Origin of the sequence: Sulfurihydrogenibium azorense Az-Fu1, assembly GCF_000021545.1 — a bacterium.
GTDB classification, from domain to species: Bacteria; Aquificota; Aquificia; order Aquificales; family Hydrogenothermaceae; genus Sulfurihydrogenibium; species Sulfurihydrogenibium azorense.
In genome coordinates this window covers 1,514,367-1,535,470 of sequence record NC_012438.1, presented here as the reverse complement: position 1 = coordinate 1,535,470, position 21,104 = coordinate 1,514,367, and the positions used below count along the sequence as shown (strand labels likewise).

Genomic DNA, 21,104 nt, shown 5'->3' with positions numbered 1-21,104 from the left:
ATTTTACCATAATCTTTTAAGTCTTGACTTTTTCGTAAGTTTTAGCCATACTTATACTTGAAAAAGCTTTTAAGGGGTAAAGGATGAAAGATTTAGAAAGAGAAAAGATAATAAATTATTTTAACTACAATATAGCACTTGAACACTCTGCTATCATTCAGTATCTTTTCCATGCTTACACAATAGGAGAAGCAGAAACAGAAAACGAGATTGAAGAAATAGCCAGAGAAGAGATGAGACACTTGAGAATGTTTGCCCACAAGGTTGTAGAACTGGGAGGAGAACCTGCCATATCAGAACGGGCAGCTGTCTTTTTACACGCACCTACATTAGAAGACCTTATGCAACTTGATATAGATGCAGAGCTGATGGCAATACAGGAATACTCAAAACAGTTAAAAGATATTAGTGATGAGTCTGCAAAAAGAATATTATCAAGGGTTATAAGTGATGAAGATGCCCACAGTAAAATTTTTACAAAGATGAAAGAAAATCTAAAACAGATGATAAAAGACAGCTCCTCTTCTAAAGAACAAGAAAGGCTGGAGATAGCACAGCTTCTAAACGAAATTCTTCAAAAACAGTACAAAAAAATCCTTGAAGAGCTTTACCAATCATTTATAACAAGGTTTAAAAATCCTCATTTAAGTGATGAACTGGAACAAAAGGCGATAGATAAGATGAAACATTTTGGGTGGATTGCAGAAGAGTTAACAGAAAAAGGTTACCAGATAGATGTTTCTTTACCAAAAATTGATAAAATCAAAGATGCAAACGATATTGTTGATTACAATATTAAAGAAGAGGTAGAAAGTAAAAACCAGTTTTTATCACTGTCTCAACAGACACAAGGTCCAGACCTACAGTGGATACTACAGAGAATAGCAAACAGAGAAATCCACTATACAGATTTAAAAAGATTTTTAGAGAGTAATCAGTTATCAGAAAAAGATTACAGCAAAATTTTATCTGCATTTACGGTAGGAAGTTTATTTAAAAAGAAAGATTAAATAGCTGCTTTACTTAAGACTTCCCCACAGGAGCAGTTTAACTGTTGGGGAAGTTTATCTATAAACTCTAAAATTAAATGTTTTATATCTTCTGTTTTTTCCTTCATCATATCTATAACTTCTTCTGAGGTAAGGTTGTGCTGAGATATGCCTGCTGCAAGGTTTGTAACTATGTTTACAGATGCAAAATGGATGTTTAGCTCTCTTGCAAGGACAATTTCTGGAACTAAGGTCATTCCTACAATATCTCCACCTATTAAAGATAGCATTTTTATCTCTGCTGATGTTTCTAACCTTGGACCTTCTGTTGCTACATAACAACCTTTTGTATGATGTCTGTATCCTTTTTCTTCACAAATGTCTTTTATTAAACTTCTCATATGAGGACAGAAAGGGTTTGTAACATCTATATGAACCACCCTCTTATCTTTTAAAAACTGTTTAACTTCATCTTGAAAATCTGTATCGTCCTCTTTTGATAAGATACCTTCGTAAAATGTGGATACTCTTGACTTTGTAAAATCGATAAACTGATCAGATATAACAAAGTCTCCTGGTTTTAAAAGAGGATTTATTCCACCTACAGCTGATATAGAGAGTATTTTATTTACTCCTAACTTTCTAAAACCCCAGATGTTAGCTCTGTAATTTATAAGATGAGGAGGGTACTTATGTCCTTTACCGTGCCTTGGAAGAAAAACAGCCTTTTTACCTTTATACTCTGCTAATATATATTTATCAGATGGGTCTCCAAATGGAGTAGATACACTTACTTCTTCTATAATTTTTAAACCTTCTACATCGTAAAGTCCACTTCCACCAATTATACCTAACATAAAATCTCCTTACTTAGATTCGTAGAAAAGGTATCTTCCACAGTTTGGACATCTTAGAAGCTGATTTGATTTTAAAAGTTCAGTGAATATCTTAGGTGGTATAACCATATAACAGCCTGTACATACTTGGTCATCTACTATAGCTATAACTTTTGTTTTTACTTTTTTCTTTATAGTTTCGTACTGAGATAAGTCCTGAGGTTTTATCTGTTTAGTTAACTCTTCTCGTTTTTCTTGAAGTTGTTTTAACTGTTCTTCTAAGTTTTTGATCTCTTCGTTTTTTTGGTTTATTTGATTTTCAATTTCTTTTACTTTTTCTTCTTTCTCTTTTTCTAAAACTTTTATTTTCTCTTGCAAGTCTTCTATTTGCTGCATTATTTGAAGTATCTCATCTTCTAAATGAATAATAGACTCTTCTGCTTGAGCTTTTTCCCTTAAAAATGCTTTGTACTCATCATTACTTCTGACTGTATTTAGTTTGTCTTCAATTTTTCTTATTCTTTCTTGGAGAGTTTGAATATCTAACTCTTTTTCTTTTTTAGCAAGCTCTAACTGTTTTTTTTGTCTGAGGGTTTCTTCAAATTCGTCTATAACTTTCTGTTTTTCTTCTTGGAGTCTTTTTATTTCTGCTGGAATTTTTTCTATCTTTGATTTAACTTCTTCAATTTTAAGGTCTATCTCTTGTAGTTTTAACAGGTTTTGCGCCGTGATACTATCCATTGATACCCCATTTTAGGTTTGTAATGGGCCCGGAGGGACTCGAACCCCCGGCCGGACGGTTATGAGCCGTCTGCTCTAACCAACTGAGCTACGGGCCCTTTACTTTTGAGATAAATAATATATAACATTTTTCAAAAGTTGTCAAACAGAAAAAAATGTTTTATAATAACTTTTACTTAAGGAGGTGCTGATATGAGTAAGTTATTGAAATTTACTATTATTTTATTAACAGTTTTTATTTATAAGGCTAAGGCAGAGTTTATTAACCCAACATCTGTCAGTGAAAATGTAGAAACAGTAGTAGAAAGTTCAAAATCTATGAAGGACTTGGAGGAGTTTCTTTCAAAGTCAGACGAGATGATATTAGAAGTAAAATTAAAAGAAGAAAAGGAGATTCTACTAAAGTCTAAAAGGAAAGAAATTGAGAAGTATCTTGAAAATGGAAAGAATATTTTACCTATCATTGTAAAAACCCTTGTAGAACATAATCTACCAAAAGAACTTGCTTTTATACCTATAATTGAAAGCCATTATATAAACGGTTTAAAATCCCCTAAAGGAGCTGCAGGTATATGGCAACTTATGCCAGAGACAGCAAGGAACCTTGGGCTTGTTGTTAACAAAGAAGTAGATGAAAGGTTAGACCCTCTCAAGTCTACAATAGCAGCAGTTAAGTACTTAAAAAAACTTTATAGTATATTTGGAGACTGGAAGTTAGTTTTAGCAAGTTATAATGCCGGACATAACAAAGTTATAGTTAAAACAAGCTATCATGGAAACACTTTTTCAAGTATTAAAAAATACCTGCCAAAACAGACACAAAACTATGTCTTAAAATTTTTAGCAACTGTAGAAGTTGCCATGATGATAATGGAGGAGAAAAAATTACATAAAAATGAGCCTTCCTTCGAAGTTGTAAAGGTAAAAGGTGGATATTCTCTTGATAAAGTGGCATCATTAATATACATTCCTAAAGAGAAGTTGATAACTTTAAACCCTCACTTTTTAAAGAAAAGAATTCCAGATGATGGAAACGAGTATAACTTATACATACCAAAAGGTTATGGAAAGTTAGCAGAAGCTTTATTAAATGATATGTCGTGAAGTTGTACATAGGAAACAGTTCTTACCCTGAGTACTTTTTAATTAAGAAATCTTTTGATAAAGCTGTTTTTGTTGTAAACTCTGAAAAAAAAACCAAAGAGAGTTTTATTAATCTCTCTTCTTACAAAGACTTTTTTAGCAGTTCTAAAGAAATTTTATTTATACCTTCATCAAAAGATGTGTTAGACTTAGAAAGTCAAATAGAGAGAAACTACGCAGTATATAAGTGGCTGACTACTCCAAAGGCTATCTTAGTCTTATCAAAAGACGCTTTAGATGTAAGATTAAGACCTTTAGAAGAATTTAATAAATCTTTGATACTTTTAGAAAAAGGTAGTAGCTTAGATAGGGATTTTTTAGTTGAGAGGCTTTTAAAAGTTGGTTATATAAAGGAAGATTATCCAGAGAATGAAGGAGAGTTTAGCGTAAAAGGTGGCTACATAAGTATAAACGTCCCTAAAGTGGGAATAGTTGATATTGACCTTTTTGGAGATGAGATAGAAAGTCTCTATTTAAAGTCTAAACTTCTTACAAAAAAAGAGATAAACCAGATTTACATTTACCCCCTTTACGATTTTGACATTTTATCCCATAGTCCTTTACAACTTAAAGATGAAAATTTTGTTTATCTTAGAGATTATATAAATGAAGATATTTACACTTTAGACATTTTTGAAAACTTAAATCAGAAGGTATCCTTCTTCAGTGATCTATCTGATAAAAACATAGGAAGTTTAAAAGATATTGACGAAAGCTTTAAAGTTGTAAAGATACCAGTTAAAAATGAACTTATTTTATTAGATGAAAAAGTAGCATTTTTACCAGAGATTGAGGATAAAAATTTAGATTTAGATGTAGACCCTATAAAAGAGGGGGATTACATAATCCATGAAGATTACGGAATAGGAGTATTCAAAGGAATAGAGACCAGAGAGATAAGAGGAAAAGTTTACGACTTTATGATTTTAGAGTATGCAGAAGGAGAAAAAGTATACGTTTCCTACCTTCACTTTGATAAAATTCACAAATACAAAACCCAAGGCTTTATAAAACTTGACAAAATAGGAGCTCCATCTTGGAAAAATCTTAAAAAGAGAGTAAAAGAGTCTCTAAAAAACTTGGCAAGACAGCTTATAAAACTTTACTCTGAAAGACAGAGTATAAAAAGACCACCTTTAGATGTAGAAGGCCAGTTAATAACAAAATTTGAAAGGGACTTTCCATATGTTGAGACACCAGACCAGCTTAAAGCTATTAAAGAAGTTAAAAAAGATTTATCTAAAGACAGACCCATGGAAAGGCTAATATGTGGAGACGTTGGATTTGGTAAAACAGAAGTTGCAATTAGGTCAGCTTTTATTCATGCTGTAAACGGCTATCAGACATTAGTTTTAGTCCCTACAACTGTTTTAGCATACCAGCACTATGTAAAGTTTAAAGAAAGATTAGAAAAATACGGCTTGATTGTAGAAAACTTATCAAGACTAAAGACTAAATCACAGCAAGAAGAGATAATAAAAAAGTTAGAAGAAGGAAAAATAGATGTAGTTGTGGCAACTCATAAAGCGTTATCAGACAACGTAAAGTTTAAAAATCTTGGATTACTTATAATAGATGAAGAACATAGGTTTGGAGTAAGGGCAAAAGAAAAAATTAGACAGCTGAAAAAGAGTATAGACACCCTTTATTTAACTGCAACTCCTATTCCAAGAACCTTAAACATGGCACTGTCGGGATTAAAAGATATATCAGTTATAAACACTCCACCAGAAGGAAGGTATGAGGTAAAAACGTACGTATCACCTTTTGATGAAAACATACTTAAAAAAGCTGTAGAGTTTGAACTAAATAGAAAAGGTCAGGTTTTCTACGTTCATAACAGGGTAGAAACGATAGAGGAGAGGGTAAACTACCTTAAAACTTTATTTAAAAACGCAAAAGTTGACTTTATTCACGGCCAGATGAAACCATCAGAGATAGAAAAGAAAATACTTTATTTTATAGAAGGTAAAATAGATATTCTCGTATCAACCTCAATAATAGAGACTGGTATAGACATTCCAACTGCTAACACGTTAATAGTTGAAAGGGCTGACCTTTTTGGACTTGCCCAGCTATATCATTTAAGAGGTAGAGTAGGAAGGGGAAACATTCAGGCTTACTGTTATCTCTTTATCCCAAAAGAGATTACAAAAGATGCAAGAAGAAGACTTGACGCGATTTTAAAGTTAACAAGGCCAGGTTCAGGATTAAAAGTATCTATAGAAGATCTTCAAATAAGAGGTCCAGGGAACATTTTAGGTATAGAGCAAAGCGGTTTTATAAAGTCTGTAGGGTTTGATATGTATGTAAAACTCTTAAAAGAAGCTTTGTCAGAAACTTCAGGAGAAAGTGAGTTTCAGCCTCAATTAGACCTTGACTTTGATTACTACATACCCCAATCTTTCGTAGAAAATCCCCAAGAAAGAATGAACCTATACTTAGCAGTATCAAAAGCAGAAAGTTATGAAGATATAGAAAAAATCAGAAAGTATCTTAAAGAGTTTTACAGTGAACTACCATCTATCTTTAACCTATACCTTTCCGTAGAGAAGATAAAAAGGATTTTAAAATCGTTAAAGATAAAAAAACTTTCATTGAAAGAAGGTAGAGGCTTTTTAGAGTTTTCTAAAGATACAAAACCAGAGGTTATACACACTCTTTTAAAAGAGTTAAAACCTTATAAAGTAGAATCATCTGCAATCCACTTTTACACAAAGGAAATAGAAGAGTTAAACTCAGTATTTGAAAAAACAATCAAAAGCGTTAAAATAGAATAAGTAAAATTAAAGGATTAAAAATGTATAACCTTACCATTGAAGAGGCAAGTTTTTTAATAGTTGACTTAGAGACTACTGGCTTAAACCCAGTAAACAGTGAGATTATTGAAATAGCAGCTCTCAGAGTAGAAGGTGGTATAGTTGTAGATAAGTTTCATACCCTTGTAAAGCCATCAATTGGTTTTATTCCAACTTACATTACAAAATTAACAGGTATAACAAATGCCCTTGTAGTAGACAAACCTACAATTGAAGAAGTGTTTCCACAATTTTTAAAATTTTCTGAAAACTCTATAATAGTAGCCCACAATGCCCAGTTTGATATGTCCTTTTTAAATAGTGTATCTTATCAGATTACAGGAAGGTCAATACAAAATCCCGTTTTATGTACTCAAAATTTAGCCAAAAGATTGTTTCCAGACCTTCCAAGTAAATCCTTGGTTAATTTGGCATACCACTTTAATATACCTTATAATAAAAAACATAGAGCATTAGAAGATGCTTTGGTTACTTATGAGCTTTTTAAAAAGATTATTGATTATCTCTATATGTTTAACATAAACAAAGTTATGGATTTGGTAAGACTTTCCAACGGTAAAGATTTAAACCAAACATCAAAAAGGAGGAGGTATGTTTAAGGTAGGCGTAATAGGCTGTGGGAATATGGGAGAAGCTATAATAAAAGGTTTGATAGAAAAAGCAGGAATTAACTCTACTTCTATAGTTGTGAACGATATTAACAAAGAAAGACAGAATTACATAGTAGAAAAGTATAACGTAGCAGGGTCAGATATTAGAAAGGTTGTAAACCTGTCTGAGATAGTTTTTTTAGTTGTAAAGCCAAAAGATTTACAGGATAGTTTAGAAAGTATAAAAGATTTATTTAAAGAAAACCAAATTTTAATATCTGTCTTGGCGGGAGTAAAGATAGAGAAGATAAAAAGTATCGTAGAAAAACCATTAGTAGTTAGAATAATGCCAAACACACCTGCTTTGATAGGAGAGGGTGTTATAGGTGTATCTTTTGAAAAGGATACAGAAAAAAAGCAAGAAATAATAGACCTATTAAAAGGTTTGGGAGAGGTTTTTGAGGTAAAAGAGGAATTACTTGATGTTATAACTGGTTTGTCTGGTAGTGGTCCTGCTTACGTTTTTACATTTATAGATGCACTGGCACAAGGTGGGGTAAAGATGGGTCTGCCATACCAAGATGCATTAAAAATTGCCACTCAAACAGTTTTGGGAGCTGCAAAACTCCTTAAAGAGACAGGAGAACACCCAGCTGTATTAAGAGATACAGTTAGCTCTCCAGCCGGAACTACCATCTACGGCCTCCATGAACTTGAAAAGAAAAACTTTAAAGATGCTGTAATATCAGCTGTAGAAACTGCGACAAAAAGAAGTAAAGAGCTTTAATAGAAGTTAAAACCGTAATTGAGAAGAAAATAAAGAAGCTGTAAATAGGAATATCAACTTTGAGTATTAAGTTAAAAATTACCTAAACAGTTGTAAACTACATCTATATAACTACAAATTATTATTCATTTTGTTTCTTAAGTTGTACTTAAATGAATACAATCTCTTGACAAACTATAACTAGGAGTATAGAATATACGGTTTGAAATTATAAATGAATAAGGCGAATAAAAAAAGGACTTGACAAAGCGAAAAAAGAGAGTATAATATTTATTCCCTTTTGTTGAAGAGAATAGGTTGATAGAAAGTCAAAACAAAAGACTTGACAAAAGGATAAAGAAGGGATAAAATATATATCCCAAAAATGAATAAGCGAATAAGAAAGATAAAAAGCACTTGACAAAAAAAGTCAAGTATGATAAACTGAATATCTGTCAAAAATCAACAGCCATAATCGGCTGAGATAAAGGACCTTGGCAGTTGAATAAGGAGACCAATTAAAGAGCGGGTAAACTCGAAGATTTCTTTGGAGAGTTTGATCCTGGCTCAGCGCGAACGTTGGCGGCGTGCCTAACACATGCAAGTCGCGGGGCAGCAGGCTATTACCTTCGGGTAATAGTGCTGGCGACCGGCAAACGGGTGAGTAACGCGTAGCTAACCTACCCATAGGTTGGGGATAACCATCCGAAAGGGTGGCTAATACCCAATAATGAGGAGACTCCAAAGCCCTTTTGGGCGCCTATGGATGGGGCTGCGTCCCATCAGCTAGTTGGTGAGGTAATGGCTCACCAAGGCTACGACGGGTAACCGGTCTGAGAGGATGATCGGTCACAGCGGGACTGAGACACGGCCCGCACCCCTACGGGGGGCAGCAGTGGGGAATATTGGGCAATGGCCGAAAGGCTGACCCAGCAACGCCGCGTGGTGGATGAAGCCCTTCGGGGTGTAAACACCTTTTCTGGGGGAAGATAATGACGGTACCCCAGGAATAAGGGACGGCTAACTACGTGCCAGCAGCCGCGGTAATACGTAGGTCCCGAACGTTGCGCGAAATTACTGGGCGTAAAGGGTCCGTAGGCGGTCTGGTAAGTGGAAGGTGAAATCCTACGGCTCAACCGTAGAATTGCCTTCCAAACTGCTGGACTTGAGGCAGGGAGAGGTCGGCGGAATTCCCGGTGTAGCGGTGAAATGCGTAGATATCGGGAGGAACACCAGTGGCGAAGGCGGCCGACTGGAACTGTCCTGACGCTGAGGGACGAAAGCTAGGGGAGCAAACCGGATTAGATACCCGGGTAGTCCTAGCCGTAAACAATGGATGCTAGATGTGGCCTACGAAAGTAGGCTGTGCCGCAAGCTAACGCGTTAAGCATCCCGCCTGGGAAGTACGGCCGCAAGGTTGAAACTCAAAGGAATTGACGGGGACCCGCACAACCGGTGGAGCGTCTGGTTTAATTCGATGCTAACCGAAAAACCTTACCAGGGTTTGACATGCGGTGTGTCGGGTATGAAAGTACCCTAGGCTATGATTATTCATAGCCGCGCCGCACAGGTGGTGCATGGTCGTCGTCAGCTCGTGTCGTGAGATGTTGGGTTAAGTCCCGCAACGAGCGCAACCCTTGCCCTGTGTTACCAGCGGGTAAAGCCGGGTACTCACAGGGGACTGCCGGCGATAAGTCGGAGGAAGGAGGGGATGACGTCAGATCAGTATGCCCTTTATGCCCTGGGCTACACAGGCGCTACAGTGGCAGGGACAATGGGACGCAACGCAGCAATGCGGAGCAAATCCCCTAAACCCTGTCGTGGTGCGGATTGAGGGTTGCAACTCACCCCCATGAAGGCGGAATCGGTAGTAATGGCGAATCAGCAATGTCGCCGTGAATACGTTCCCGGGTCTTGTACACACCGCCCGTCACGCCATGGGAGTCGGGTTCATCGGAAGTCCCCGAGCTAACCCGCAAGGGAGGCAGGGGCCGATGATGGGCCTGATGACTGGGGCGAAGTCGTAACAAGGTAGCCCTAGGGGAACCTGGGGCTGGATCACCTCCTTTATAGGGAAAACCTATACAAAAAATTGGCTTAAAGGCCCGCTCTTTACATTGGTCTCCTTAATAAACTGCTAAGGGCCTTTAGCTCAGGCGGTTAGAGCGTACCCCTGATAAGGGTAAGGTCAGTGGTTCAAGTCCACTAAGGCCCATAGGAATGGGGACGTAGCTCAGATGGAAGAGCATCTGCTTTGCACGCAGAGGGTCAGGGGTTCAAGTCCCCTCGTCTCCATAGGAAAAGAAAAAAGGACCTTGGCAATTGAATAAGGTAGTAGGAAGTAGGTAGAAGGAAAGGCCAAGCTGCTAAGGGTCCATGGTGGATGCCTAGGCAGCCAGAAGGGATGAAGGGCGTGGCAAGCTGCGATAAGCCTCGGGGAGCTGCAAGCGAGCGTTGATCCGAGGATTCCCGAATGGGGAAACCCACCAGCCCATAGGCTGGTATCCTCAAAAGAGGAGCCGAACCGAGCGAAGTAAAACCTTTTAGTAGCCCGAGGAAAAAAAACCGAAAGGGATTCCCTAAGTAGCGGCGAGCGAACGGGGAAGAGCCTAAACCGACGTAGTGCCATGGCGGCAGCCTTAGCTACGTCGGGGTAGTGGGACATATCCGTCAGAAGTCTGCCGGCTTCTGGGGAAGTTACAAAACCGACAGGTAGCAGAAGTAGCTGGAAAGCTACGCCATAGAGGGTGAAAGCCCCGTATGCGAAACCTGGAGGTCTTCCTAGGATATGATCCCGAGTACCACTGCCCCCGTGAAAGGTAGTGGGAATCAGCCCAGACCACTGGGTAAGGCTAAATATTCCTGGCTGACCGATAGCGCATAGTACCGCGAGGGAAAGGTGAAAAGAACCCCGGAAGGGGAGTGAAAGAGAACCTGAAACCATGGATCTACAAGCCAGTGGAAGGACTATAATAGTCCGACTGCGTGCCTCTTGGAAAATGAGCCAGGGAGTTGTGGTATGCGGCAAGCTTAAGCCGTTAGGCGAAGGCGTAGGGAAACCGAGTCCGAATAGGGCGCTATAAGTCGCATGCTGCAGACGCGAAGCGGAACGATCTATCCATGCCCAAGGTGAAGGACGGGTAACACCGTCTGGAGGCCTGAACCAGTCGGTGCTGCAACACAGTTGGATGAGGTGTGGATAGGGGTGAAAAGCCAATCGCGTTCCGTGATAGCTCGTTCTCCCCGAAATGCATCGACGTGCAGCGTCAAGCGTTCCTTCCGGGAGGTAGAGATACTGATTGGGCTAGGGCCCCGAAAGGGGTACCGAACCCAACCAAACTCCGAATGCCCGGAAAGGTAGCTTGGCAGTGAGACTACGAGGGATCAGCTCCGTAGTCGAGAGGGAAACAGCCCAGATCGCCAGCTAAGGTCCCAAAGTGCATGCTAAGTGGAGAAGGATGTAGAGTCTCTAAGACAGCGAGGAGGTTGGCTTAGAGGCAGCCATCCTTTAAAGAGTGCGTAACAGCTCACTCGTCGAGAGACTCTGCGCCGAAAATTTAACGGGGCTAAGCATGCCACCGAAGCTGCGGGATTGCCTTTTAGGCAATCGGTAGGGGAGCGTACCCAGCGGGAAGAAGTCATACCGTAAGGAGTGATGGACTGCTGGGTAGTGAGAATCCTGGTATGAGTAGCAGCGAAGACAGGTGAGAAACCTGTCCGCCGGAACTCCAAGGTTTCCAATCCAATGAAAATCAGGATTGGGTTAGTCGGGACCCTAAGGCGAGGGCGAAAGCAGTAGCCGATGGGAAGCAGGTTAATATTCCTGCACCAGCTAACTGGAGGCCAAGGCATGACGCAGGAGGATAGTCCTGGGGGTGATACGGATTGCACCCTTCAAGCGTCCGAGGGTGAGGGATAGGCAAATCCGTCCCTCAAACAAGCCTGAGGCGTGATGAGGAGAGCAGCTTAAAGCTGCTCAACCAGGATGACTTCAAACTGCCAAGAAACAATGTCGTGGCCGATGAAGGTTAGCTGACCGTACCGGAAACCGACACAGGTGGAGTGGGTTAGCAGCCTAAGGCGTTCGGGGTAACTCTCCTCAAGGAACTCGGCAAACTGACCCCGTACCTTCGGAATAAGGGGTGCCCACCGCAAGGTGGGTCGCAGAAACCAGGTCCAGGCGACTGTTTACCAAAAACACAGCACTGCGCAAACTCGAAAGAGGACGTATGCGGTGTGAAACCTGCCCAGTGCCCGTAGGTTAAGGGGATGGGTGCAAGCCCAGAACCGAAGCCCGGGTAAACGGCGGCCGTAACTATAACGGTCCTAAGGTAGCGAAATTCCTTGTCGGGTAAGTTCCGACCTGCATGAATGGTCCAACGATCTGGACGCTGTCTCGAGGAGAGTCCCGGTGAAATTGTAGTGCCGGTCAAGATTCCGGCTACCTGCGGCAGGACGGAAAGACCCTGTGAAGCTTTACTGTACCCTGACACTGATTGCCTGCATACTCTGCGCAGGATAGGTGGGAGGCTGAGAAGGCACCCTTTCGGGGGTGCTGGAGCCGCCGGTGAGATACCACCCTGAGTGTGTGGGTAATCTAACCCAGCTGTGTAATCCACAGCGGGGACAATGTCAGGCGGGCAGTTTGACTGGGGCGGTCGCCTCCTAAAGGGTAACGGAGGCGCCCAAAGGTACCCTCAGGTGGGTCGGAAATCCACCGTTAGAGTGCAAAGGCATAAGGGTGCCTGACTGCGAGACTGACAAGTCGAGCAGAGGCGAAAGCCGGGCTTAGTGACCCGCATGTTCCGCGTGGAAGGGCATGCGATCAGCGGATAAAAGCTACTCCGGGGATAACAGGCTAATCCCGCCCAAGAGCCCACATCGACGGCGGGGTTTGGCACCTCGATGTCGGCTCGTCGCATCCTGGGGCTGAAGTAGGTCCCAAGGGTTGGGCTGTTCGCCCATTAAAGCGGCACGCGAGCTGGGTTCAGAACGTCGTGAGACAGTTCGGTCCCTATCCGCCGCAGGCGCAGGATACTTGAGAGGAGCCATCCCTAGTACGAGAGGACCGGGATGGGGCAGGCTCTGGTGTACCAGTTGTTCCCCAAGAGCAGCGCTGGGTAGCCATCCTGCTACGGGATAAGCGCTGAAAGCATCTAAGCGTGAAGCCCACCTCAAGATAAGGTATCCCTGAAGGGCCGTGGGAGACTACCACGTAGATAGGCTGCAGGTGGAAGCTCGGTGACGGGTGGAGCCAAGCAGTACTAATAGCCCGTTTGGCTTGGCCTTCTTCTATCTACTATTCTACTACCTTATTCAATTGTCAAGAAACCCTGGTGTCCATAGCGGTGGGGAAACACCCGGAAACCATTCCGAACCCGGCAGTTAAGCCCACCAGCGCCCATGATACTGATCGGGAGACCGATCGGGAAAGTAGGTCGACGCCGGGGATCTTTTATCTATTTTTCCCTCCCCCAATTTAAACCTCTATCTCGTATTTCTTAAGTTTTCTCCAAAGAGTGACTCTATCAATTCCTAATATTTTAGCTGCTCAGGATAATCGTATTCAAGTAATATTCTTAATGCTTCTTGAGAAATTTTTTTTTATTTTTTTCTTGTAATTTTCTGAATAGAATTCAATAAAGTAATTGATTAAAAATGGTATATCTTCTTTTCTTTCCCTAAGAGGAGGAACCTTTATTGATATAACTTTTAGTCTATAGTATAAATCTTCTCTAAACTTACCCTCTTTTACAAGTTGATATAAATCCCTATTTGTAGCTGCTATTATTCTTATATCTACTTTTCTTGTTTTTAAATCTTCGAGTCTTTCAAACTCTTTTTCTTGAATAAGATGTAATAGTTTACTTTGTAAATAAATAGGAAGTTCACCTATTTCATCTAAAAATAAGGTACCCTTGTCTGCAAGTTCTACTTTTCCAGGTTTATCTTTTATAGCACCTGTGAAAGCACCTTTAACATAACCAAAAAGCTCTGATTCTAAAAGATTTTCTGGAATTGCGGCACAGTTTATCTTTATAAAAGGTTTATCTCTTCTTGATGATAAATTATGGATATATTTTGCTAAAACATTTTTTCCAGTTCCGGATTCTCCTTCTAAGAGTACGTTAGCGTTAGTGTCTGCAACTGTTTTTGCAATCTCTATTATATAGCTCATTGAAGGACTTTTTGAGATAAGTCTTGTTTTACTGATATTATCACTAGATAACATACATTCAGGTACCACATAAAAAGAAATCACTCTACCTTTAAAGTTTTTCATAGGTGTTGCAACTAGAGATACTTTAATTTTGCCTAAAGCTGGTGTTTCTATAAAGACATCTTTTCTGTTTGTTGGCAGTTCTGATACTTTTTTATTAAATAGTAGTTCTATATTCATTCCTTTTATATTATCTACTTCTTTACATATAAGATTTTTTGCTACTTGATTGTATTGTATTATTTTCCCTTCTTCATCAATCACTATAATGGCGTCTATTACAGAATCTAAAACTATTTTATTGAATTCTTTTTCTTTTTCTATTTCCTCTATGTATTCATGTAATTTTGTCGAATCTCTGAACTCCTCTAAAAAACCTATAACTTTACCATCTTCGTAAACAGGGTTTATAGAGTAGCAAACTGTTTTGTTGCAACATAATAATTTTGTATCAAAATTTTCTACTTTCTTAAACATTCCATTTTTAAGGAAGTTATCAATGGGACAATTTTTACATATATCAAAAGGCCCAAAACAAGGATCCCCCTCTTCCTTTTTAATTATACTTTTTGCAGTTTTGTTTAAATATTTTATTTTTTTATTTAAATCTATAAAAACTATCCCATTTGATAAATCATCTAATATTTTCAAATCCAAGTTTACCACTCCGTAGGAACTTTTCCCATCATTCTTAGACTTTCTTCAAAAGTTTTTAAACCTTCTTTTAGTTTTTCGTTTTTGTTCCATTCTTCTTTATAAAGATTTATCCATTCTTCTGATAAAAATTTTGCCATAATATACTCCTTAATTTTTTAATAAAAAAAGGGGGATAAACCCCCGAAGGTAAAGTTTTAAGCCGAAAGAAGGGCTTTGAATACTTCGTTGAAAGAGACTTCGTCGTTTTTAACGAAAACACCTACGTTTCCTGCAACACATACAGAGTACTTAGGGCCTGTTAAAGCCCAGCCTAAAAGTGGTGTCCATTCTTGTCCAGAAAATGCAGTGTATCCATCTGTTTGCATTTTTGCCATTGCGTTGTTTGCAGCACACATAGCAGCTGCCATCGCTGCTTCCTCTTCTGTTATATCTCCTTCAAAAGCTACTAAAGTTCCATCTGGGTTAAACTCTCCAGCTGCAAAAACACCTTTAATACTCATAAGTTTTTTTAAGTCAGCCATCTTAACTACCTCCTTAGATATATTTACTTAGTGTTTCAAAAGTCTTGTCAAAATCTGCTTTGTCAAGTTCTACAAAAACTCCTACATTACCCATAATACATGCTGCATACTTACCAGCTGCTACTGCAAAACCTTGAACTGGCCAAAATCCGTCTTTACCTGTGTAAGCACTCCAACCTTTTACTTGCATATTTCCAGTAGCTTTGTTTGCAGCACACATAAGAGCAGCTATCTCTGCTGCTTTTTCTGATATGTCTCCATAGTAAGCTAAAAGCTTACCATCATCTGAAAATTCTCCGGCTGCCACAGCTCCCGGTAGAGACATAAGCTCTTTGAGTTTTGAAAGTGTTGCCATTTTACCTACCTCCTAAAAAAGATTTCAATAAAATATATATCAATTTTTATGCCAAATATTTAAGTTGTTGATTTTTAAATAAAATTCTATAAAAAATGGTGTTGCATAACTGTTTCATTGTTGCATATATGTTGCAGTCTGTGTTGCAAAGATTGTTAGGATATAATATTTTTAAAACTTTTAAAGGAGTTCTCAGTGAGAAGCTTTCCTGTTATAAAACAGATAAATAAATCGGTTTATAAAATTTACTTTAGTGATCCCTTTTTAACTCCTGTTGTTATAGAAAATGAAGATCAGTTTAAAGAGATTATAAATCAATTACTTGCAAATAATAAAAGAGAAGAGGCAAAAGAGCTATCTCAACAGTGGGTTAACTTAAGTAAAAAACACTTTAAAATCAACTACAAGGGTAAGTTTTTAAATCTTGGGGTTAAGACTGCTATTATGGGTGTTGTTAATGTCACTCCTGATTCATTTTCTAACGGAAGTGAAAACTACAAAGATACTGGCCACATAGTGGATAAAGTTGCTAGGATGCTTGAATACGGAGCTGATATTATAGACGTTGGAGGAGAGTCAACCCGTCCTGGAGCTGACCCTGTCCCGGCAGAAGAGGAGTTAGATAGAGTTATACCGGTAATAAAAGCTTTAAGAAAAGAGCTTGGGGATAGGTTTTTTATATCTGTAGATACGTATAAATCTGTTGTAGCAAAAGCTGCTTTAGATGAGGGAGCTGATATTGTTAACGATATAAGTGGCATGAGTTTTGACCCTGAGATGGCTAAAGTTATTGCAAGATATGACTGTCCGATAATTGTAAATCATATAAGGGGAACTCCAAAAGATATGCAAAAAGGGGATATTTACTACGATGATGTTGTGTACGATATTGTGGAATTTTTTAAACAACAGATAAACTATGGATTAGAAAATGGTATCAGACCAGATAGATTTATAATAGACCCTGGTATTGGTTTTGGTAAAAGAGTAGAAGATAATGTAGAGATAATAAAAAGGATATCTGAGTTTAGGATTTTAGGACTTCCGATATTGATAGGAATATCAAGAAAATCCTTCTTAAATGTTATACTTAAAAATCTCTTAACAAAAAAAGACATTCCACCGAAAGATAGATTGTACGCTTCTTTAGGAGCTACAGCTTACGCAGTTTTAAACGGGGTTCATATAGTTAGAGTTCACGATGTAAAGGAAACAGCAGAGTTTTTAACTATTTTAGACACTATAAGAGGATATAGGGTTGACTGATATTTATTCTTTATTGGGTGTTTTAACATCAATAGAGTTAAAAGATGTACTTGATATTTTAATAGTTTCCGTAATAGTCTACTTTCTTCTAAAGTTTTTAGCAGGAACAAGAGGTTGGCAGATACTTATAGGGCTTTTATTTTTACTTTCTGTCTGGCTTTTGGCAAAAATCTTAAACTTAAATACACTAGAATGGATTTTTGAAAATCTATGGAGTATAGGAATTTTTGCACTATTTGTAATATTTCAACCAGAATTACGTAGAGGACTGGCAAAGTTAGGGGAAAAAGGTATTTTTAGATTTTTCTCTTCTACAAACAAAAAAATAATAGATGATGTTATAAGAGCCTGTTTATTTATGGCAGAAAGAAAGATAGGTTCGTTGATTGTTTTTGAGAGAAATGTAGATTTAACAAACTATATAGAAGGACAAGTAAAATTAGATAGTGAAGTATCTTCAGAGCTTCTAATTACAATATTTACGCCTCAAACACCTCTCCACGATGGAGCTGTTATTATAAAGGAAGGAAAGATAGCTTATGCAAGGGCTTTTTTACCTCTTACTTTATCCTCAGACATTCCTCAGAATGTGGGAACCAGACATAGGGCTGGAATAGGTATATCTGAAGAGACTGATGCTGTTGCTTTAGTTGTTTCAGAGGAAAGAGGAGAGATATCAATCTGTGTAGATGGTAAAATCTATAAAGGATTGGATATTTTAGGATTGAGAAAAAAACTTTATAAACTCTTAGGAGTAGAAAAGCCAACCACGTTTGAAATTTTGAGAAAAAAGTTAAGAAGAGAGAAAAATGAAGTTAAAAAAGCAAGTTAGAAAGATAAAAATTTTGATTTTTGAAAACTTTTCCTTAAAACTACTTTCCTTTATTGTATCTTTTTTACTTTGGCTAAATGTTTCTTCCCAAACTCAATCTAAATTTCAAGTTTACAGCTACGTTGATGTTATAGATATTCCACAAGATTTAGATGTTAAAAAAATAAAACCTGAAAAGGTAAAAGTAATTTTAGAAGGAAGCTATTCCAATAAATTAGATGATATAAAAGTGAAAACTTTTGTAAAAGGAGACAAATTAAAAGAAGGTAAAAATGAACTTCCTGTGGAAGTTGTTATTAATTCTTCAAAATACAAGGTTGTATCAATACAGCCTGAGAGTGTTATAATATATACTTACAAAAACTCTACTCAAAACAAGGAGAGCCAATGATAGAGATTTTTATAGAAGATTTAAATCAGAAATTTAACTATAAAGAAGGAATTACGTTAAAAGAGATTTTACAGAATTTAAATGGAAAGTTTAAAGATGTGATAGGTGGAAAGTTTGAGGGAGAGATTATAGATGTACATACTCCAATAAAAAAGTCTGGTAGTTTAAAGTTGTTGACTAAAAAAGACCCAGAAAGTCTTGAAATCCTTAGACATTCATTAGCCCACATTATGGCTCAAGCATTAAAAGAGATTTACGGAGATGAAAATGTTCATCTTGGAATAGGTCCTACAACTGAAAACGGATTTTACTACGATGTTGAAATAGAGGGAGTAAGGCTTACAGACGAAGACCTTCCAAAAATAGAAGAAAAAATGAAAGAGATAATAAAAAAAGGTTATCAGATAGAAAGGTATGAACTTCCAAGGGAAGAAGCTGTAAAGTTTTTTGAAGAAAAAAAGGAGATATACAAGATAGATATAATAAAACACAATATTCCAGAAGGAGAGCCAATATCACTTTACAAGCAGGGAGATTTTGTTGACCTTTGCAGAGGACCACACCTTCCTTCCACAGATAAAGCTGGAGCATTTAAACTTATATCAGTATCTGGAGCTTACTGGAGAGGTAAAGAAACCAACCCAATGCTTCAAAGGATATACGGAGTTGCTTTTTGGAGTGATAAAGAGTTAAAAGATTATCTAAATATGTTAGAAGAGGCAAAAAAGAGGGACCACAGAAAAATTGGTAAAGAGTTAGAACTTTTTATGATTGATGAGGAGGTTGGGGGAGGACTTGCAATCTGGCTTCCAAAAGGTGCAATTATAAGAAAAGAGATAGAGGATGCTTGGAAAGAAGAGCATCTAAAAAGAGGATACCAGCTGGTTTACACTCCCCACGTAGGTAAAGAACACTTATGGCAAACAAGTGGACATCTATCTTTCTACCAAGAAAACATGTACCCAAGAATGCAGATAGAAGAAGAAGGGTATTACGTTAAACCTATGAACTGTCCTTTCCATGTTGAGATATACAAATCAAAACAAAGAAGTTATAAAGAACTACCTATAAGGCTTGCCGAACTTGGAACAGTTTACAGGTATGAAAGAAGTGGAGCTCTCCATGGACTTATGAGAGTTAGAGGATTTACTCAAGATGATGCTCACATTATATGTAGAGAAGACCAAGTAGAAGATGAAATAAGAGATGTTTTAAACTTTGCATTAGATACTTTAAAATCTTACGGTTTTGATGAGTTTGAGATTTATCTTTCAACAAGACCAGAAAAGTCTGTTGGTGATGACAGAATGTGGGAAGTAGCTACTCAGTCTTTAAGGAAAGCTATTGAGTCTACTGGTATTGATTACAAGATTGACGAAGGTGGAGGAGCCTTCTACGGCCCGAAAATTGACGTTAAAATAAAAGATGCCATAGGAAGAATGTGGCAGTGTTCTACTATTCAATTTGATTTTAACCTTCCCCAAAGATTTGATATGTACTACATAGGAGAAGATAACCAAAGACACAGACCTTACATGATTCATAGGGCTATTTTTGGGTCTATAGAGAGATTTATAGGAGTACTCTTAGAACATTATGCTGGATTTTTACCAGTATGGCTTTCACCTGTACAAGTTAAAATTATTCCTATAGCTGATAAACATTTAGATTTTGCAAACAAAGTTAAAGATATCCTTTTACAAAACAAAGTAAGGGTAGAAGTAGACGATAGAAGTGAAAGGATGAACAAAAAGATTAGAGACGCAGAACTTCAAAAAATACCATTTATGTTAGTAATAGGAGATAAAGAAGTAGAAAACAACTCAGTAGCAGTAAGAGAAAAAGCATCTGGTAAAACAGAAAGTATGACTGTAGATAACTTTGTTAAAAAAATAACATCTTTAATAAAAGAGAAAAAGTAAGGAGTTATTATGATAGGGAAAATTCTTGGGATGTTTTCTAACGATATAGGTGTAGATTTAGGAACTGCTAATACTTTGGTTTTTGTTAGAGGGAAAGGTATAGTATTGACAGAACCATCAATTGTTGCAGTAGATAAAGCTCAAAACAAAGTTTTGGCTATAGGAAAAGAAGCTAAAGAAATGGTAGGTAAAACACCAGAACACATCCAGATTATAAGACCATTGAAAGATGGTGTTATAGCTGATTTTGATACTACTCAGGCAATGCTTAAATATTTTATTCAAAAGGTACACAACAACTTTCCACTTGTAAAACTTATAAACCCAAGACCAAGAATTATAATAGGTGTTCCATCAGGTATAACAACTGTTGAAAAAAGAGCTGTAATAGATGCAGCAAGACAAGCAGGTGCAAGGGAGGTTTACCTTATAGCAGAGCCTATGGCAGCTGCAATAGGTGCAGGACTACCTATAGAACAACCCGGTGGAAATATGATAGTTGATATAGGTGGTGGAACTTCTGAAATAGCCGTTATATCTTTATCAGGACTTGTTATATCTAACTCCATTAGAATAGCTGGAGATGAGATGAACGAAGCTATTATAAACCATCTAAAGAGAAACTACCATATATTAATAGGAGAGCAAACTGCAGAAAATATAAAAATAAATCTTGGGTCAGCTGTAGAGTCAGAAAGAGATAGTAAAACTATGGAGATTAGAGGAAGAGATATGGCAGGAATGCCAAGAAGTATAACAATTACAGGTAAGGATATTAGAGAAGCTCTGGAAGATGTTATCATTCAAATAGTTAACGCTGTAAAGTCCACTTTAGAAAAAACACCACCAGAGTTGGCAGCTGATATAGTAGAAAGGGGTATAGTTTTGGCTGGTGGAGGCTCTTTAATTTATGGACTTGATAAAAGATTAAGAAATGAAACAAACCTCCCTGTTGTTTACTGTGATGACCCATTAACTGCAGTTGCAAGGGGAATAGGAAAAGCCCTGCAGAATATCGAGCTTATAAAAAGAGTTTCTTTTAGATAATAGGTAAAG

At 37.9% G+C, this 21,104-nt stretch carries 17 protein-coding genes, 3 tRNA genes and 3 rRNA genes; 15 read left to right on the top strand and 8 right to left on the bottom strand.

The window, feature by feature from the left end; all coding sequences use genetic code 11:
- Positions 1-83 precede the first annotated feature (83 nt).
- Positions 84-1,010, top strand: coding sequence for a ferritin-like domain-containing protein (locus tag SULAZ_RS08040; RefSeq protein ID WP_012674175.1), 927 nt, complete (start codon positions 84-86; stop codon positions 1,008-1,010).
- Here SULAZ_RS08040 and mtnP read toward each other — a convergent pair.
- The 3 genes from mtnP to SULAZ_RS08025 all read right to left on the bottom strand — a co-directional run bounded on the left by mtnP (position 1,007) and on the right by SULAZ_RS08025 (position 2,664).
- Positions 1,007-1,846, bottom strand: a complete 840-nt coding sequence (gene mtnP / locus SULAZ_RS08035) for an S-methyl-5'-thioadenosine phosphorylase (protein ID WP_012675128.1) — start codon at positions 1,844-1,846, stop codon at positions 1,007-1,009. The genes SULAZ_RS08040 and mtnP overlap by 4 nt on opposite strands.
- Positions 1,847-1,855: 9 nt before the next feature.
- Positions 1,856-2,566 (bottom strand): zinc ribbon domain-containing protein, encoded by a 711-nt coding sequence (locus tag SULAZ_RS08030; RefSeq protein ID WP_012673771.1) that lies wholly within the window; start codon positions 2,564-2,566, stop codon positions 1,856-1,858.
- 24 nt (positions 2,567-2,590) lie between these two features.
- Positions 2,591-2,664: transfer RNA gene (locus SULAZ_RS08025), tRNA-Ile, on the bottom strand.
- A 94-nt stretch (positions 2,665-2,758) separates the two neighbouring features.
- Here SULAZ_RS08025 and SULAZ_RS08020 point away from each other — a divergent pair.
- From SULAZ_RS08020 to rrf, 9 genes are all read left to right on the top strand, one after another.
- On the top strand, positions 2,759-3,670 hold the full coding sequence (locus SULAZ_RS08020; protein WP_012673568.1) for a lytic transglycosylase domain-containing protein: 912 nt from the start codon (positions 2,759-2,761) through the stop codon (positions 3,668-3,670).
- Positions 3,667-6,489 carry a transcription-repair coupling factor gene (mfd, locus tag SULAZ_RS08015; protein WP_148205400.1) on the top strand — a complete coding sequence of 941 codons (2,823 nt, stop codon included), beginning with the start codon at positions 3,667-3,669 and terminating at the stop codon, positions 6,487-6,489. The genes SULAZ_RS08020 and mfd overlap by 4 nt, the downstream gene beginning before the upstream one ends.
- 20 nt (positions 6,490-6,509) lie before the next feature.
- The gene (locus SULAZ_RS08010) at positions 6,510-7,127 is read left to right on the top strand and encodes a 3'-5' exonuclease (RefSeq protein WP_012675047.1); all 618 of its coding nucleotides are present in this window, start codon (positions 6,510-6,512) and stop codon (positions 7,125-7,127) included.
- Positions 7,120-7,905, top strand: a complete 786-nt coding sequence (gene proC, locus SULAZ_RS08005; RefSeq protein WP_012674059.1) for a pyrroline-5-carboxylate reductase — start codon at positions 7,120-7,122, stop codon at positions 7,903-7,905. Before SULAZ_RS08010 ends, proC begins: the two co-directional genes overlap by 8 nt.
- A gap of 523 nt (positions 7,906-8,428) precedes the next feature.
- A 16S ribosomal RNA gene (locus SULAZ_RS08000) occupies positions 8,429-9,953 on the top strand.
- A 72-nt stretch (positions 9,954-10,025) separates the two neighbouring features.
- Positions 10,026-10,099 (top strand) — tRNA-Ile (locus SULAZ_RS07995).
- A gap of 7 nt (positions 10,100-10,106) precedes the next feature.
- Positions 10,107-10,179 (top strand) — tRNA-Ala (locus SULAZ_RS07990).
- A 61-nt stretch (positions 10,180-10,240) separates the two neighbouring features.
- Positions 10,241-13,173, top strand: a 23S ribosomal RNA gene (locus SULAZ_RS07985).
- A gap of 43 nt (positions 13,174-13,216) precedes the next feature.
- Positions 13,217-13,334, top strand: a 5S ribosomal RNA gene (gene rrf, locus SULAZ_RS07980).
- The 16S, 23S and 5S rRNA genes sit together here with 2 tRNA genes alongside, the layout of an rRNA operon.
- Before the next feature lie 29 nt (positions 13,335-13,363).
- Here rrf and SULAZ_RS09350 read toward each other — a convergent pair.
- From SULAZ_RS09350 to SULAZ_RS07965, 5 genes are read right to left on the bottom strand one after another with little or no spacing between them, the layout of a single operon-like run.
- Positions 13,364-13,417 (bottom strand): hypothetical protein, encoded by a 54-nt coding sequence (locus tag SULAZ_RS09350; protein ID WP_425476469.1) that lies wholly within the window; start codon positions 13,415-13,417, stop codon positions 13,364-13,366.
- 33 nt (positions 13,418-13,450) lie between these two features.
- Positions 13,451-14,770 carry a sigma 54-interacting transcriptional regulator gene (locus tag SULAZ_RS07975; protein WP_425476466.1) on the bottom strand — a complete coding sequence of 440 codons (1,320 nt, stop codon included), beginning with the start codon at positions 14,768-14,770 and terminating at the stop codon, positions 13,451-13,453.
- The gene (locus SULAZ_RS09210; protein ID WP_012673538.1) at positions 14,764-14,898 is read right to left on the bottom strand and encodes a hypothetical protein; all 135 of its coding nucleotides are present in this window, start codon (positions 14,896-14,898) and stop codon (positions 14,764-14,766) included. The genes SULAZ_RS07975 and SULAZ_RS09210 overlap by 7 nt, the downstream gene beginning before the upstream one ends.
- Positions 14,899-14,955: 57 nt before the next feature.
- Positions 14,956-15,282, bottom strand: a complete 327-nt coding sequence (locus SULAZ_RS07970; RefSeq protein WP_012674493.1) for a DUF2173 family protein — start codon at positions 15,280-15,282, stop codon at positions 14,956-14,958.
- 13 nt (positions 15,283-15,295) lie between these two features.
- Entirely contained in the window at positions 15,296-15,637 is a 342-nt protein-coding gene (locus tag SULAZ_RS07965) for a DUF2173 family protein (RefSeq protein WP_012674406.1), read from the bottom strand.
- Positions 15,638-15,832: 195 nt separating this feature from the next.
- On the opposite strand from SULAZ_RS07965, the gene folP reads away from it, so the two are divergent.
- From folP to SULAZ_RS07940, 5 genes are read left to right on the top strand one after another with little or no spacing between them, the layout of a single operon-like run.
- A complete protein-coding gene (gene folP / locus SULAZ_RS07960) occupies positions 15,833-16,903 on the top strand; it encodes a dihydropteroate synthase (protein WP_012674948.1) in 1,071 nt (356 codons plus the stop codon).
- Positions 16,896-17,735: a diadenylate cyclase CdaA gene (gene cdaA / locus SULAZ_RS07955; RefSeq protein ID WP_012674012.1), complete on the top strand. Its 840-nt coding sequence runs from the start codon at positions 16,896-16,898 to the stop codon at positions 17,733-17,735. Before folP ends, cdaA begins: the two co-directional genes overlap by 8 nt.
- The gene (locus SULAZ_RS07950; protein ID WP_012674730.1) at positions 17,713-18,126 is read left to right on the top strand and encodes a YbbR-like domain-containing protein; all 414 of its coding nucleotides are present in this window, start codon (positions 17,713-17,715) and stop codon (positions 18,124-18,126) included. Before cdaA ends, SULAZ_RS07950 begins: the two co-directional genes overlap by 23 nt.
- Positions 18,123-20,048 carry a threonine--tRNA ligase gene (thrS, locus tag SULAZ_RS07945; RefSeq protein WP_012674511.1) on the top strand — a complete coding sequence of 642 codons (1,926 nt, stop codon included), beginning with the start codon at positions 18,123-18,125 and terminating at the stop codon, positions 20,046-20,048. The genes SULAZ_RS07950 and thrS overlap by 4 nt, the downstream gene beginning before the upstream one ends.
- Before the next feature lie 9 nt (positions 20,049-20,057).
- The gene (locus SULAZ_RS07940) at positions 20,058-21,095 is read left to right on the top strand and encodes a rod shape-determining protein (RefSeq protein WP_012673976.1); all 1,038 of its coding nucleotides are present in this window, start codon (positions 20,058-20,060) and stop codon (positions 21,093-21,095) included.
- Positions 21,096-21,104: the final 9 nt, after the last annotated feature.

Bases quoted from the DNA above. Each gene is read 5' to 3' on its own strand.
- SULAZ_RS08040 (WP_012674175.1), top strand. From the start codon at position 84: ATGAAAGATTTAGAAAGAGAAAAGATAATAAATTATTTTAACTACAAT.
- mtnP (WP_012675128.1), bottom strand. From the start codon at position 1,846: ATGTTAGGTATAATTGGTGGAAGTGGACTTTACGATGTAGAAGGTTTA.
- SULAZ_RS08030 (WP_012673771.1), bottom strand. From the start codon at position 2,566: ATGGATAGTATCACGGCGCAAAACCTGTTAAAACTACAAGAGATAGAC.
- SULAZ_RS08020 (WP_012673568.1), top strand. From the start codon at position 2,759: ATGAGTAAGTTATTGAAATTTACTATTATTTTATTAACAGTTTTTATT.
- SULAZ_RS08010 (WP_012675047.1), top strand. From the start codon at position 6,510: ATGTATAACCTTACCATTGAAGAGGCAAGTTTTTTAATAGTTGACTTA.
- proC (WP_012674059.1), top strand. From the start codon at position 7,120: ATGTTTAAGGTAGGCGTAATAGGCTGTGGGAATATGGGAGAAGCTATA.
- SULAZ_RS09210 (WP_012673538.1), bottom strand. From the start codon at position 14,898: ATGGCAAAATTTTTATCAGAAGAATGGATAAATCTTTATAAAGAAGAA.
- SULAZ_RS07970 (WP_012674493.1), bottom strand. From the start codon at position 15,282: ATGGCTGACTTAAAAAAACTTATGAGTATTAAAGGTGTTTTTGCAGCT.
- SULAZ_RS07965 (WP_012674406.1), bottom strand. From the start codon at position 15,637: ATGGCAACACTTTCAAAACTCAAAGAGCTTATGTCTCTACCGGGAGCT.
- SULAZ_RS07950 (WP_012674730.1), top strand. From the start codon at position 17,713: ATGAAGTTAAAAAAGCAAGTTAGAAAGATAAAAATTTTGATTTTTGAA.
- thrS (WP_012674511.1), top strand. From the start codon at position 18,123: ATGATAGAGATTTTTATAGAAGATTTAAATCAGAAATTTAACTATAAA.
- SULAZ_RS07940 (WP_012673976.1), top strand. From the start codon at position 20,058: ATGATAGGGAAAATTCTTGGGATGTTTTCTAACGATATAGGTGTAGAT.